10 protein-coding genes and 1 pseudogene are annotated in these 13,739 nt (G+C 71.9%); 2 read left to right on the top strand and 9 right to left on the bottom strand.

Annotation, left to right across the window (positions count from 1 at the left end):
- Positions 1–18 precede the first annotated feature (18 nt).
- The 3 genes from IE286_RS13370 to IE286_RS13360 all read right to left on the bottom strand — a co-directional run bounded on the left by IE286_RS13370 (position 19) and on the right by IE286_RS13360 (position 6,115).
- The gene (locus IE286_RS13370; RefSeq protein WP_189796914.1) at positions 19–1,944 is read right to left on the bottom strand and encodes an outer membrane protein assembly factor BamB family protein; all 1,926 of its coding nucleotides are present in this window, start codon (positions 1,942–1,944) and stop codon (positions 19–21) included.
- A gap of 173 nt (positions 1,945–2,117) precedes the next feature.
- A complete protein-coding gene (locus IE286_RS13365) occupies positions 2,118–4,043 on the bottom strand; it encodes an outer membrane protein assembly factor BamB family protein (RefSeq protein WP_189796913.1) in 1,926 nt (641 codons plus the stop codon).
- Positions 4,044–4,288: 245 nt separating this feature from the next.
- The gene (locus IE286_RS13360) at positions 4,289–6,115 is read right to left on the bottom strand and encodes an ABC-F family ATP-binding cassette domain-containing protein (protein WP_189796912.1); all 1,827 of its coding nucleotides are present in this window, start codon (positions 6,113–6,115) and stop codon (positions 4,289–4,291) included.
- 155 nt (positions 6,116–6,270) lie between these two features.
- Here IE286_RS13360 and IE286_RS27190 point away from each other — a divergent pair.
- Positions 6,271–6,415, top strand: a pseudogene (locus tag IE286_RS27190) (Uma2 family endonuclease); the annotation flags it as partial.
- An 82-nt stretch (positions 6,416–6,497) separates the two neighbouring features.
- Here IE286_RS27190 and IE286_RS13355 read toward each other — a convergent pair.
- The 5 genes from IE286_RS13355 to rsmI form a co-directional block, all read right to left on the bottom strand.
- Complete coding sequence (locus IE286_RS13355) at positions 6,498–7,391, bottom strand: 4-(cytidine 5'-diphospho)-2-C-methyl-D-erythritol kinase (RefSeq protein ID WP_189796911.1); 894 nt, start codon at positions 7,389–7,391, stop codon at positions 6,498–6,500.
- Positions 7,388–8,278 (bottom strand): 16S rRNA (adenine(1518)-N(6)/adenine(1519)-N(6))-dimethyltransferase RsmA, encoded by an 891-nt coding sequence (gene rsmA / locus IE286_RS13350; protein WP_189796910.1) that lies wholly within the window; start codon positions 8,276–8,278, stop codon positions 7,388–7,390. Before rsmA ends, IE286_RS13355 begins: the two co-directional genes overlap by 4 nt.
- 178 nt (positions 8,279–8,456) lie before the next feature.
- Positions 8,457–9,344 (bottom strand): TatD family hydrolase, encoded by an 888-nt coding sequence (locus IE286_RS13345; protein WP_189796909.1) that lies wholly within the window; start codon positions 9,342–9,344, stop codon positions 8,457–8,459.
- Positions 9,345–9,415: 71 nt separating this feature from the next.
- Entirely contained in the window at positions 9,416–9,862 is a 447-nt protein-coding gene (locus IE286_RS13340; RefSeq protein WP_189796908.1) for a hypothetical protein, read from the bottom strand.
- 361 nt (positions 9,863–10,223) lie between these two features.
- Entirely contained in the window at positions 10,224–11,069 is an 846-nt protein-coding gene (rsmI, locus tag IE286_RS13335) for a 16S rRNA (cytidine(1402)-2'-O)-methyltransferase (RefSeq protein ID WP_189796907.1), read from the bottom strand.
- A gap of 117 nt (positions 11,070–11,186) precedes the next feature.
- Here rsmI and IE286_RS13330 point away from each other — a divergent pair, with 117 nt between their 5' ends.
- Positions 11,187–12,941 (top strand): dolichyl-phosphate-mannose--protein mannosyltransferase, encoded by a 1,755-nt coding sequence (locus IE286_RS13330; RefSeq protein ID WP_189796906.1) that lies wholly within the window; start codon positions 11,187–11,189, stop codon positions 12,939–12,941.
- Positions 12,942–13,201: 260 nt separating this feature from the next.
- Here IE286_RS13330 and IE286_RS13325 read toward each other — a convergent pair whose 3' ends face one another.
- Positions 13,202–13,624, bottom strand: coding sequence for a hypothetical protein (locus tag IE286_RS13325; RefSeq protein WP_189796905.1), 423 nt, complete (start codon positions 13,622–13,624; stop codon positions 13,202–13,204).
- Positions 13,625–13,739 lie beyond the last annotated feature (115 nt).

Raw genomic sequence — 13,739 nt, 5'->3', positions numbered from 1 at the left:
AGGCGGTGGCCGGGCGGGTCAGCTGTCGGTGCCGTAGGCCACCACCAGGTAGTCCTTGCCGTAGGAGGACGGCTCATGGACGTAGTCCTCCGCCATGAACAGACGGCCCTGTCCGTAGCGGAACTCGGAGGTGTCCGGGGAGAAGTCCATCTCGATGTCGCGCACCTCATCGGTGGCCGGGTTCTGCATCAGGACGGTCTGTTTGAAGGTGTCGCCGTCGATGCTGACCACCTGCGCGCCCTTGTCCCACGGCGGCGACTTGTAGGCGATGATGTCCGGCCCGTCCATGCGCAGCGGATAGATCTCCCAGTCGTCACCGGCGTCCGCGCGCTGACCGGTCTGCTTGCCGGTGGCCAGGTCGAAGGCGACGATCTCGTTGGTGTCGGAGTCGGCGCTGCCGCCGTGCCGCTCGGTCGACACGTACAGCCGGTCGTTGCCGACGACGGCGTTGGTGCAGTCCTCGGCGTGATAGATGCTGTCGCAGTCGACGGCGTAGATGTCGCCCGTCACCGAGATGTGCGTGCGCAGTTTGCCGGTGGTGTTGTCGATGGAGAAGAAGTCGGAGATGGCGCTGCCCTTGGCGGTGCCGCCGGCGTCGGCCGCGACGACGAGCGGGTCGGTGGAGATCACCGCCGCGTCCTCGATGCCCTGCGCCATCGTGTAGTCGGAGAGCACCTTGCCGGTCTTCGGGTCGACGGTCTGGATGTGCAGGACGCGCTCGCCGTACGTGCCGCACTTGCGCACCGCGACCAGCTTGGCGCCGCCGGCGTACCCGGAGTCGTAGCAGTCTCCGTCCGGCTTCGGCAGCCACCGGGCCTTGCCGTCGGCGATGCCGAAGGCGGCCCCGCCGGAGGAGCTGCCCACGGCCACGGCGTCCGCGCTGACCGTGATGTTGTCGAAGGTCTCCAGCTCGTCACCGGCCTTCACGGTCTGCGTCCACAGTTTCTTGCCGGCCTTGAGGTCGAGCGCCGCTATCTGGCTGCAGCCGTGCGTGGGATCGTCCTTGGTGGGCATGGCGGGCTCGTAGACGATCGCCGTGCGGCCGTCGGCCGTCATGTGCGTGCTGGCCTCGCAGACCGGGCCGGGCAGCTTGATCGTCCACAGCTTGGTGCCCTTGTCACGGTCATAGCCGACGACCTCGGCGACACCGCTCTTGGCATAGACCGTGTCGGTCAGCCAGGAGCCGGGGGCGTTGATCGTGTCCGACACCGTGGGGCTCGGCACCTGGAACAGGACCGTGGAGGAAGGATCGGCGGGCACCTTCTCCTTGGCGCTGCCCGCGGACGCGCCGCCTTTGTCGTCCGTGGTGCCGTCGGAGTCGGCGCTGTGCTTCGTGTCGCCGCCGAATGAGGCGGTGTACCAGATGCCGCCGCCGACGATCAGCGCGATCGCGGCCACGGCCGCCACGATGATCGTCAGCTGCTTCTTCTTCTCGCGCGATCCGCCGCCCGATCCCCCGGCCTGCGGCGCCATCGGCGCGGTGGACGGTGCGCCCGGATGCCCGGGGTAGCCGTAGCCGGAGTACGGGGAGCCGCCGTACGGTCCCGGCTGCTGGGCGTACGGGTTCGGCGCGGCCGGCTGCCCGGGGTAGCCGTAACCTGCGGGCGGCTGCGGGGTCTGGGGGGCCTGCGGGTAGCCGTAACCCGGCGCCGGCTGGGGCGGCTGGGGGGCCTGAGGGTAGCCGTAACCGGCGGGCGGTGCGGGCGGCTGAGGTGCCTGAGGGTAGCCGTAACCCGGCGCCGGCTGCGGCGGACCGGCCGGTGGGGCAGGCGGGGTCGGCCGGGCGTTCTGCACAGGCGTGGGCGGAGTCGGCCCCGTGCCCTGCGGAGGCGTGGGCGGCATCTGGGGGGCGGACGGCGGCTGCGGGGGCTGGGACGGGCGGTCGCCGGAGGAGTCGTCCGGCGGCGGGCCGAAACCGGCCGGTGGCGGGGGCGGCTGGGTCATGACACGTGTACCTCGGGGAAGCGGTTACAGGCGAAACGGGACGGCGAAGGACGGGGCACGGCACGGCGGGGGTGCGGCATCGGCGGCGGACCACAGTCAAAGGCCACACCCCGGGGCCGGACGGCACACCGGCCGGGACGAGCAGTGCGGCAGGCTGCTTGCGGTGGGGCAGGCTACTTGCCGAAGGCCATCATCAGCTTTTCCTTGGCGTCGTCGCTGCCGTCCAGCCGGGCGCTGGAGATGTAGAAGCGCCCGCCGACCCAGTCGATGTTCTTGCGGAAGAACCCGTTCTCGATCTCCGCGGTGTTCTCCGGGTTCTGCAGCAGCTTGACCGGGGTGTGGGAGGAACCGGCCGACGCGATGGACACCACCTGGCCGCCCTGGTCGTACGACGGCTCGACGTAGGCGATGAGCTTCCCGTTCTCCGTCTTGATGGGCTGCATGGAGGTGTCGGTCGGGGACTTCACCCGCCACTTCTCCTTGCCGGTGTCCAGGTCGACCGCGACGATCTCGTTGGCCCCCATGGTCACCGCGGTCGGCAGGTACAGGGTGTTCGCGTCGGCGGCCACGCCCGAGCAGCCCTGCAGGTTGCGGTTGAGCCCCGGCCAGGCGCACTGGGGCTCGAAGCTGCCCTTGACGTCGACCTGGCTGCGGATGCCGCCCTTGGTGTCCAGGACGGAGATGTTGTAGCGCTTGCCGTCCTCGTGGGTGGAGTACAGCACCAGCGGATCGAGGGAGAAGGTGCGCTGGGCACTCCAGCCCTCGGGGAGGACGCGGGTCCACTTCACCTTGCCGGTGGCCGGGTCGAGTTCCTGCACCTCGTCGTGTTCGTTGCTGCCGCCGGCGCCGCACGACGCGACCTGGATCAGCCGGGTGCCGCCCGCGAACCCGGCCGGGAAGCAGCCGGCGCCGTACTTCTCCTTGTCGAACAGCTTGCGGCCGGTGTCGATGTCGTAGGCGACACCGGACAGCTGGCGGCCGACCACGAGCGTCCTGCCGCTGACGGCCAGGCTGATGGTGACCGTGTTGTCGAACATGTCGTCACCCCTGGTCACCTTCATGCTCCAGCCTTTCTTCCCGGTGTTCAGGTCGATCTGCTGGAGCTGGTCGCAGGCGGTGCGATCGCCGCTGTGGCTCTCGTAGGCCACGACGACCTTGTCGTCGGCCGACTTGACCGGGGTCACGGCGCAGATCTGCTGCGGGAAGGAGACCGGGTCCCAGGTCGGTTTGCCGTCGTCGACGTTGTAGGCGAAGAGCTGCTTGTAGGCGGGCTTGACCACCGTCTTGTCGGTGATCCACATGCCGGGGGCGTCGGCGCCGTCCTTGGGTGCGTCCGGGGCCGTCTTGTACCAGAGCACGCGGGCCTCTCCCGGCTTGCGGCCCTCGTTGAAATCCTCCGGATCCTCGTCGCCGGCACCGCGGCCGTCGCCGGGGTTGACCGGTGCGCTCGCGGAGCTGTGCCCGGCGACCGGCTTCTTCTGCTGCTTCTTGTCGTCACCGCCGCCGGCCACGGCCCACACGGCGCCGCCGACCACCAGCAGACCGGCCACGGCCGCGCCGATGACGGCCGCGGGCCGCCCCGTGAAGGGGTTGCGGGAGCCGGCGGCGGGCGGCGGGGTGGCAGGGCCGCCAGGGAACTGCGGCTGCGGGTAGCCGTAGCCGGGCTGCCGGCCGTACGGACCGGGCTGGTCGTACGGGCCCGGCTGCGCGTACGGGCCCGGCTGGTCGTACGGGCCCGGCTGCGCGTAGGGGCCCGGCTGCGCGTACGGGTTCTGCGGCTGCTGCTGGTACGGACCCGGCTGCCGCGGCGGAGCGTACGGGCCGGCCGGCTGCTGCGGGTAGCCGTAGCCGGGCGCCGGCTGCGGCGGAGCGGCCGGCGGGGCGGGCGGGGTCTGCCCGGCGCCCTGCGCGGGCGTGGCCTGGCCCGCGTCCTGGGGGGCGGGGTCCTGCGACGGCGTGCCCGACGCGTCCTGGTGGGCGGGCTGTATCCGCGGGGGGCCGAATCCACCGCCGGGCGGCGTGGCCGGCTGCGGGGGCCGGTCCTGTGACTGCGGTGCTCCCGAGTGGCCCTGCGGCGGCTGGCCGGGCGGCTGAGTCATCAGCGCGTTTCCCCCTCGTTCACTGATTTTTCGCCACGCCCTGAGGTTCGCGAAGGACCCAGAGTCGTACTGCTCATCGAAATCGGACAGTTCTCCAACGCGTCCTTCATATCACCCGTGACCGACGGCCCACCGGCTGTGACCACGCCTGTGCCCGGGCGCGGACCGGGTCGTGATGGCCCCGTTACGGTCCTTCACGCCCCCTTCACGCGGCGCACGCGCCGGCCTTCACGCGTCTTCGGGGGCTATGCGTCCTCGGCGAGATTCAGCCACCGCAGTTCCAGTTCCTCCCGCTCGGCCGTCAGGGTGCGCAGGTCCGCGTGCAGTTCGGCGACCTTCTCGAAGTCGGTGGCGTGCTCGGCGATCCGGGCGTGCAGCGCGGACTCCTTCTCCGCGATCCGGTCCAGCTGCCGCTCGATCTTCTGCAGTTCCTTCTTCGCGGCGCGCTGCTCGGCGGCGCTCTTCTGCGGCTTGTGCGCCGTCGGCGGCGCGGCCTTCCGCGCGGCGGGCGCCGGACCGGCGACCGCGGCCTGCTGCTCCATGCGCTGCCTGCGCTCCAGGTATTCGTCGATGCCGCGCGGCAGCATCCGCAGCGTGCCGTCGCCGAGGAGCGCGTAGACGGTGTCGGTGGTGCGCTCGATGAAGAACCGGTCGTGGGAGATGACGATCATCGAGCCGGGCCAGCCGTCGAGCAGGTCCTCGAGCTGAGTGAGGGTCTCGATGTCGAGGTCGTTGGTGGGCTCGTCGAGGAAGAGGACGTTGGGCTCGTCCATGAGCAGCCGCAGCAGCTGCAGCCGCCGCCGCTCGCCGCCGGACAGGTCGCCCACCGGCGTCCACTGCTTCTCCTTGCCGAAACCGAAGGTCTCGCACAGCTGCCCGGCGGTCATCTCCCGCCCCTTGCCGAGGTCGACGCGCTCACGGACCCGCTGCACGGCCTCCAGGACCCGCCAGCTGGGGTCGAGTTCGCCGATCTCCTGGGACAGGCAGGCCAGCTTGACGGTCTTGCCGACGGCGATCCGCCCGCCCGCGGGCTGCTCCTCCCCCTCGGTGCGCGCGGCCCGCTCCAGGGCCCGCAGCAGGGACGTCTTGCCCGCGCCGTTGACGCCGACCAGACCGACCCGGTCGCCGGGGCCGAGCTGCCAGGTGACGTGCTTGAGCAGCACCTTGGGGCCGGCCTGGACGGTCACGTTCTCCAGGTCGAAGACGGTCTTGCCGAGCCGGGAGGAGGCGAACTTCATCAGCTCGCTGCGGTCCCGGGGCGGCGGCACGTCCTTGATCAGCTCGTTGGCCGCCTCGACGCGGAAACGCGGCTTGGAGGTGCGGGCGGGCGCGCCGCGCCGCAGCCACGCCAGCTCCTTGCGGATCAGGTTCTGCCGCTTGGCCTCCTCGCCGGCGGCGATGCGCTCGCGTTCGGCCCGGGCGAAGACGTAGTCGGAGTAGCCGCCCTCGTACTCGTAGACGGTGCCGCGCTGCACGTCCCACATGCGGGTGCACACCTGGTCCAGGAACCACCGGTCGTGGGTGACGCACACCAGTGCCGAGCGGCGCTCGCGCAGATGCCGGGCCAGCCAGGCGATGCCCTCGACGTCGAGGTGGTTGGTGGGCTCGTCGAGGACGATCAGGTCCTGTTCCGCGATGAGCAGCTTGGCCAGCGCGATGCGCCGCCGCTCACCACCGGACAGCGGGCCGACGACGGTGTCCAGGCCCTGCGGGAAGCCGGGCAGGTCCAGCCCGCCGAACAGGCCGGTGAGGACGTCGCGGATCTTCGCGTCGCCCGCCCACTCGTGGTCGGCCATGTCGCCGAGGACCTCGTGCCGCACGGTGGCCTCGGGGTCGAGGGAGTCGTGCTGGGTGAGCACGCCGAGCCGCAGCCCGCCCAGGTGGGTGACCCGCCCGGTGTCGGGCTCCTCCAGCCTGGCCAGCGTCCGGATCAGTGTGGTCTTGCCGTCGCCGTTGCGGCCGACGACGCCGATCCGGTCGCCCTCGGACACGCCGAGTGACACACCGTCGAGCACGGCTCGGGTGCCGTAGACCTTGCTGATGTTCTCGACATTGACGAGGTTGACGGCCATGTCGCTCCTGAGCCGGGGGTGGGACAGCCTTCAAGCGTAGGGCCTCGGGGGGCGCGGGCGACGCGCGAGGGGATCGTCACTCTTCGTGGTGACGCGGGTGTGATGCGCCGCCACCGTGGAGGGCAGGCGCCAGGCTGTTGTCCCTGGAAGGAACCATGACGGCCGAGCATGCTGAGCAGTCCGGATGGCGCATGCCCCCCGATGGACGGCTACACCGTCGACGATCTGCTCACGATGCCGGATCTCCCGCCGCACACCGAGCTGATCGACGGGAGCCTGGTCCTCGTGAGCCCGCAGCGCTACGTCCAGCCGCCTCGCAGGAGTGCTGCCCTCAGAAGGCCGGCGGCCTCACGTGACCGGTGTGCCCAGAGGGCCGGCGGCCTCACACAAGCGTCGCGCCTGCCGCCGGGCCGGCTGCCGTGCGCACCGACCGGCAGGTGCCGGAGGCGAGCAGCGCCCGGGCCACCGTGTCCGCCGCGTCGGCGTCCCGGACCAGGAACGCCGTGGTCGGCCCCGATCCGGAGACCAGCGCGGCCAGCGCACCGGCCTCGCGTCCGGCCCGCAGGGTTCCGGTCAGCGACGGGAACAGGGACAGGGCCGCGGGCTGCAGATCGTTGGAGACCGTCGCCGCCAGCGCGTCCACGTCGCCCTTGGCCAGCGCGGCCAGCAGCTCGGGCGAGGCCTGGGGCTCGGGGACGTTCCGTCCGGCCGTCAGACGGTCGAACTCGCCGTACACCGCCGGGGTGGACAGCCCGCCGTCGGCGAGGGCGAACACCCAGTGGAAGGTGCCGCCCACCTGAAGCGGCTCCAGCCGCTCCCCGCGCCCGGTGCCCAGCGCGGCCCCGCCGACCAGGCTGAACGGCACGTCGCTGCCCAGCTCGGCGCAGATGTCCAGCAGCTCCTCGCGCGAGGCGCCGGTGCCCCACAGCGCGTCGCAGGCCACCAGGGCGCCCGCGCCGTCCGCGCTGCCGCCCGCCATGCCGCCGGCCACGGGGATGTCCTTGGCGATGTGGATGTGCACGGCGGGGCTGCGGCCGTGGCGCTCGGCGAGCTTCAGCGCCGCGCGGGCGGCGAGGTTCGTCCGGTCCAGCGGGACCTGGCCGGCGTCCGGGCCCTCGCAGGTCACGCGCAGCTCGTCGGACTCGGTGACGGTGACCTCGTCGTACAGGCCGACCGCCAGGAAGACGTTCGCCAGGTCGTGGAAGCCGTCGGGGCGGGCGGCGCCCACCGCGAGCTGGACGTTGACCTTGGCCGGGACACGGACGGTGACGCTCACTGGTTTCCGGGCTCCTTGTGCTCCGCGATGGGCGCGTGCTCTGCGATGCGCGCGAACTCCTGCACCGTCAGCGCCTCGCCCCGCGCCTGCGGCGAGACACCGGCGGCCACGAGCGCCGCCTCGGCGGCCGCCGCCGACCCGGCCCAGCCGGCCAGCGCGGCGCGCAGGGTCTTGCGGCGCTGCGCGAAGGCGGCGTCGACGACGGCGAAGACCTCGTCCTTGGTGGCCGTGGTCTTGACCGGCTCGGTGCGCCGCACCAGCGACACCAGGCCGCTGTCGACGTTCGGCGCGGGCCAGAAGACGTTGCGGCCGATGGCCCCGGCCCGCTTGACATCGGCGTACCAGGCGGCCTTGACCGACGGCACCCCGTACACCTTGGAGCCGGGGGCGGCGGACAGCCGGTCGGCGACCTCCGACTGCACCATGACGAGGGTGCGCTCGATGCTCGGGAAGGTGTCGAGCATGTGCAGCAGCACGGGCACGGCGACGTTGTAGGGCAGGTTGGCGACCAGCGCGGTCGGGGCGGGGCCGGGCAACTCGGTGACGTGCAGGGCGTCGGAGTGGACCAGCGCGAACCGGTCGGCGCGGCCGGGCATGCGCGCCGCCACGGTCGCGGGCAGCGCGGCCGCCAGCACGCCGTCGATCTCCACGGCGGTGACGTGGCCGGCGACCTCCAGCAGGGCCAGAGTGAGGGAGCCGAGCCCCGGCCCGACCTCGACGACCACGTCCTCGGGGCGGACATCGGCGGTGCGGACGATGCGGCGGACGGTGTTCGCGTCGATGACGAAGTTCTGGCCGCGCTGCTTGGTGGGGCGTACGCCGAGGGCTGCCGCCAGCTCACGGACGTCGGCGGGGCCCAGCAGGGCGTCGGGGGTGGGGCTGCTCACGGCACAAGGGTACGGGGGCGGGCGGCGCCGCCCGCCCGGGACCGCCCCGGCAGGAACCGCCTCGGCCGGTCACCGGGGCCGCCCGGTGCGTTCCCCCGGCGCCTGTACTGCAACGCCGGGCGAGCCCGTCAGCAGTCATGGGCGCCCCGGCACACAGCCGAAGGCGCGGAGTGCCGCGTCAGTAGCCGAAGGCGCGGGCCGTGTTGGCGGCCAGGGCCGCGGCCATCGTGTCCTCGTCGACCCCCCGCACCTCGGCCATGGCGCGCAAGGTGACCGGGATCAGGTACGGCGCGTTGGGCCGCCCGCGGAACGGTGCCGGGGTCAGGAACGGCGCGTCGGTCTCCACCAGCACCAGCTCCAGCGGGGCCACGGCGAGCGCGTCCCGCAGGTTCTGCGCGTTCTTGAAGGTGACGTTCCCGGCGAAGGACATGAAGTAGCCGGCGCGGGCGCACACCTCGGCCATCTCCGCGTCGCCGGAGTAGCAGTGGAACACCGTGCGCTCGGGGGCGCCCTCCTCCTTCAGGATGCGCAGGACGTCGGCGTGGGCCTCGCGGTCGTGGATGACCAGGGTCTTGCCGTGCCGTTTGGCGATCTCGATGTGGGCGCGGAAGGACTGCTCCTGGGCCTGTATGCCCTCCGGGCCGGTGCGGAAGTAGTCGAGGCCGCTCTCGCCCACGCCCTTGACCTCGGGCAGGGCGGCGAGCCGGTCGATCTCGGCGAGCGCCTCGTCCAGGGCCGCCGTCCCGCCGGGCTCCCGGGCGCCCTGCCGGGACCATCCGTCGGGGTCGCCGTGGACGATGCGCGGTGCCTCGTTGGGATGCAGGGCGACCGCGGCGTGGACGTTCGGGTGCGCCTTCGCGGTCTCGGCGGCCCAGCGCGAGCCGGCCAGGTCGCATCCGACCTGCACGACCGTGGTCACGCCCACCGACGCCGCCTTGGCCAGCTGCTCCTCCACGGTGCCCAGCTGCATGTCGAGGTGGGTGTGGGAGTCGGCGACCGGTGTCCTCAGGGGCTCGGGGAGCGGGGGCGCCGCGTTCTTGTCGGCCTTGTCGGCGTTCGAAGGCATACCCCCGATCCTACGGAAGGCGCCGGCGCCGCCCGCTCCCGCACGGCTCCCCATCCGGTCGGCGTTGCCGGTCAGCCGGCCTTGCGGTGGAACGGATGCAGCAGGTCCGACAGGTGCCAGTGGTGGTGCTCCCCGGGCTCGCGGGCCGTCGCCTCCTTGCCGGACGCGGCCCTGGACGCCGGGTCCGCCGCGGACGCCACGGGGCGCTGCCACCGGTTCTCGTCCTCGTGCGGATGACTGTGCAGGTGGCTCTGCGCGCGGGCCACCCTGCCCGGGCGCATGATCCGCACCAGGTGGCCGTCGCAATTGCGGCAGGCGGGCCGGCTCAGCGGCGACGGCACGACACGGCCGTCGGCCACCCACACCACGAACGCGTTGCCGTCGGCGTCGGTGTAGTGCTCTATCTGGAAGGTCTGCTCCCATCCGTGCCCGCAGCGCATGCAGGCGAAGGAGTAGGACTCCTCGACGACGGCGTCCGCCGCCTGCCGGTGACCGGCCCGTCCGGTGATCTCGCTCATACCGGCTCCTCACGTTGCCGCTGGAGATGGGGGTGGCGGTGCGTCTCCCCGCGCTCCAGTGGACGACCGCGCCGGGCCAGGCGCAGCCGACCTGTCGAGTGTTGGCGGCGATTTGGGCCGTGCTTGCCCGGACGCCCCGGACGGCGGCTGCCGCTTTGCCGTCCGGAAACGGGGCTTTGCCCGCGCTTGGGGCGCCCGCTCAGACGGGATACGCCCTGCTCAGAGCAGCTGTGAGCCCCTTCACGGCGCCTGCGCCGCGCAGCGGCCGCACAGCGCCCCACCCGCCGGCTCAGGCATCACGCCGCGCTCCCCTGGCGCACGCCCCGGCCCGGCTCAGGACGACCAGCGACCTCGCCGGTCCTCACCCCGCGTGCTTGGCCGCCACCACCGCGTCGAAGACCTCCCGCTTCGGCAGCCCGGCCTCGGCCGCGACCGCCGCGATGGCCTCCTTGCGGCGTTCGCCGGCCTCCTCGCGGGCACGGACCCGCCGCACCAGCTCGGCCGCGTCGATCTCCTCGGGCTTCTTCTCGGGCGCGCCCTCGACCACCACGGTGATCTCGCCGCGGACCCCTTCGGCGGCCCAGGCCGTCAGCTCGCCGAGCCCGCCGCGCCGTACCTCCTCGTACGTCTTGGTCAGCTCGCGGCACACGGCGGCGCGCCGGCCGGCGCCGAACACCTCGGCCATCGCCGCGAGCGTGTCCTCGATGCGGTGCGGGGACTCGAAGAAGACGAGCGTGCGCCGCTCCTCGGCGATCTCCTTGAGCCGGGAGAGCCGCTCGCCCGCCTTGCGCGGCAGGAACCCCTCGAAACAGAAGCGGTCGACCGGCAGCCCGGACAGTGCCAGCGCGGTGAGCACCGCGGACGGGCCGGGCACGGCGGTGACCCGGACGTCCTCGGCCACGGCCGCGGCGACCAGCCGGTAGCCGGGGTCGGACACCGACGGCATGCCCGCGTCCGTCACCAGCAGCACCCGTGCCCCGCCCAGCAGCTCCTGGACCAGCTCCGGGGTGCGGGCGGACTCGTTGCCCTCGAAGTACGACACCACGCGCCCGCGCGGGGTGACGCCGAGGGCCTGCGCGAGCCGCTTCAGCCGCCGGGTGTCCTCCGCGGCCACCACGTCCGCCTCGGCCAGCTCCGCGGCGAGCCGGGGCGGCGCGTCCTGGACGTCGCCGATGGGGGTGCCCGCCAAGACAAGGGTTCCAGTCACGTCCCTCATCCTCTCAAGCCGTCCGGGGCCTTACGGCACGGCCGGTGCCGGACGCGCATCCGGCCGGTGAGGGCGGAGCACGGGACTCGCACAGCACGGTTCCCTACCATGGCGCGGGTGACCAGTACCGCGTCCTCCACGGACACCCGGAAGGACCTGGCCCCCCACGAGCGGCGGCCGTCGTGGCAGGGGCGGCTGCGCCGCTTCGGCCACCGGCCCGTCGCGGCGGGGCCCGCACGCGACGCCGGCCTCGCCGGCCGGCTGGTGCCGCCGTACGCGCAGCCGGGCCCGCGGCTGTGGGCGGCCCTCGGCCTGCCGCAGCGGCTCGGCGACCGGCTGGCCCGCTGGGCGGGCTGGGGCGGGCCGCTGCTGGTGACGCTGCTGGCCGGCGTGCTGCGGTTCTGGCACCTGGGCAGCCCGAAGGCGGTCATATTCGACGAGACGTACTACGCCAAGGACGCCTGGGCGCTCGTCCACCGCGGCTTCGAGGTCAACTGGGACAAGAACGCCAACGACCTGATCCTGAGCACGGGTGGGCACGTCCCCGTGCCGCACGACGCGGCGTACGTGGTGCACCCGCCGGTCGGCAAATACGTGATCGGTCTCGGCGAGCTGATGTTCGGGTTCGACCCGTTCGGCTGGCGTTTCATGACGGCGCTGCTCGGCACGCTGTCGGTGCTGCTGCTGTGCCGGATCGGCCGCCGCCTGTTCCGCTCCACGTTCCTCGGCTGTGTGGCGGGCGCGCTGATGGCGGTGGACGGACTGCACTTCGTGATGAGCCGCACCTCGCTGCTCGACGGAGTGCTGATGTTTTTCGTGGTGGCGGCCTTCGGCTGCCTGCTGATCGACCGCGACCGCTCCCGGGCGCGGCTGGCCGCCGCCCTGCCCGTGGACGCGGACGGCCAGCTCCGGCCGGACGCGTACGTCGCGGAGACCGCCCGTCTGGGGTGGCGGCCGTGGCGGTGGGCGGCCGGGCTGCTGCTGGGCCTGGCGGCCGGCACCAAATGGAACGGCCTGTACATCCTGGCCGCGTTCTGTGTGATGGCCGTGCTGTGGGACGCCGGCGCCCGCCGGGTGGCGGGGGCCCACCGGCCGTACCTGGCCGCGCTGAAGCGGGACACCGGGATCACGTTCCTGGCCACGGTCCCGGTCGCGCTCGCCGTGTACCTGCTGTCCTGGCTGGGCTGGATCCTCTCCCCCGCCGACGGCACCGGCGGCTACTTCCGCGACTGGGCGGCCACCGAGGGCCGGGGCGGGAACTGGACCTTCCTGCCGGACTGGCTGCGCAGCCTGTGGCACTACGAGCACGAGGTGTACGAGTTCCACGTCGGCCTGTCCTCGCCGCACACCTACATGTCCAACCCGTGGAGCTGGATCGTCGACGGCCGCCCGGTGTCGTACTTCTACGAGTCCCCCTCGCCCGGCACGGACGGCTGCCCGGTCGACGCCGGCGACAAGTGCGCCCGCGAGGTCCTCGCGCTGGGCACCCCGATGCTGTGGTGGGCGGCGTGCGCGGCGCTGGTGTACGTGCTGTGGCGGTGGTTCTTCCGCCGCGACTGGCGGGCGGGCGCCATCGCCTGCGGTGTGGCGGCCGGGTATCTGCCCTGGTTCCTGTACCAGGAGCGCACGATCTTCTTCTTCTACGCCGTGGTCTTCGTGCCGTTCCTGTGCCTGGCCGTGGCCATGCTGATCGGTGCGCTCCTCGGCCCGCCCGGCGCCGGTGACACCCGCCGCGTGGCAGGCGCCACCGGCGCGGGCGTCCTGGTCCTGCTGATCGCCTGGAACTTCATTTATTTCTGGCCGCTGTACACCGGCACCGCGATCCCGATCGAGGACTGGCGGGCGAGGATGTGGCTGGATACGTGGGTGTAGCCGGACCGGTGCACCATGATGGTCCGGTCGGCAGCCGGGCCATCACACTCCTTGTTGCCGTCAGCGGCTGCTGCGGTGTCCCTCGAACGACTCAGAGACACCCACACATGTTTACGGTGTGTAACCTTTCCGTGGCGTGTGTTCGGTGATGGGTATCGCCCGGGCAAACCTGCTTACCTGACACGACAAGCAGGCAGCAGCCGGCGCCCGCGTGGACGCCGGCTCACCTAGAACACCCCCAGAATCTTCGAGCAACAGAATCAGTTTGTGACCTGTCGAAGCCCTGCGAGCGGATCCCGGCCGCTCTCCTTTACATATCTTTCCCAAGCAGGAGCGACATATCGCGGACGCCCCGGCACGCAGTAGTCCCAGAAGTCGAGCAAGACATCCAGTACCGTACCCAGAGAAAACTCACCCTGCATGTCCTCCACGAAGTGGTTCTCGATCGTCACACCCTGCGGGCCGATAGTGGCAGCGAAGGCATTCCCGCTCAGCTCCTCCGGATCGGCATCAGGGTTGGCCTGCGCCAGCCTTACCAGATCGATCGCCTCCAGGATGTCGTATGGAACAAGCTGGATGTCCTCGGTCACCCAGTCCCCTAGGACCTCTAGATCCGCAGGACCGATGAATTCGGGAGTCCTGAATTTCTCATCACGCATGAAGTATCGAGTGCGACGATCCACGCAACAATCTCCTTTTATCTATTCATCTTCAATGAGCTTTTTCAACGTGGTCACCGATCGGGTGAGGGTATCTGTGTCCGCAACGCACGAGGCCCCCGTGCCGTTGAGGGAGGTG

Source organism: Streptomyces thermodiastaticus, from assembly GCF_014656135.1.
GTDB classification, from domain to species: domain Bacteria; phylum Actinomycetota; class Actinomycetes; order Streptomycetales; family Streptomycetaceae; genus Streptomyces; species Streptomyces thermodiastaticus.
The sequence above is the reverse complement of the archived record's forward strand: the minus strand, read 5'-3'. Positions and strand labels throughout refer to the sequence as shown.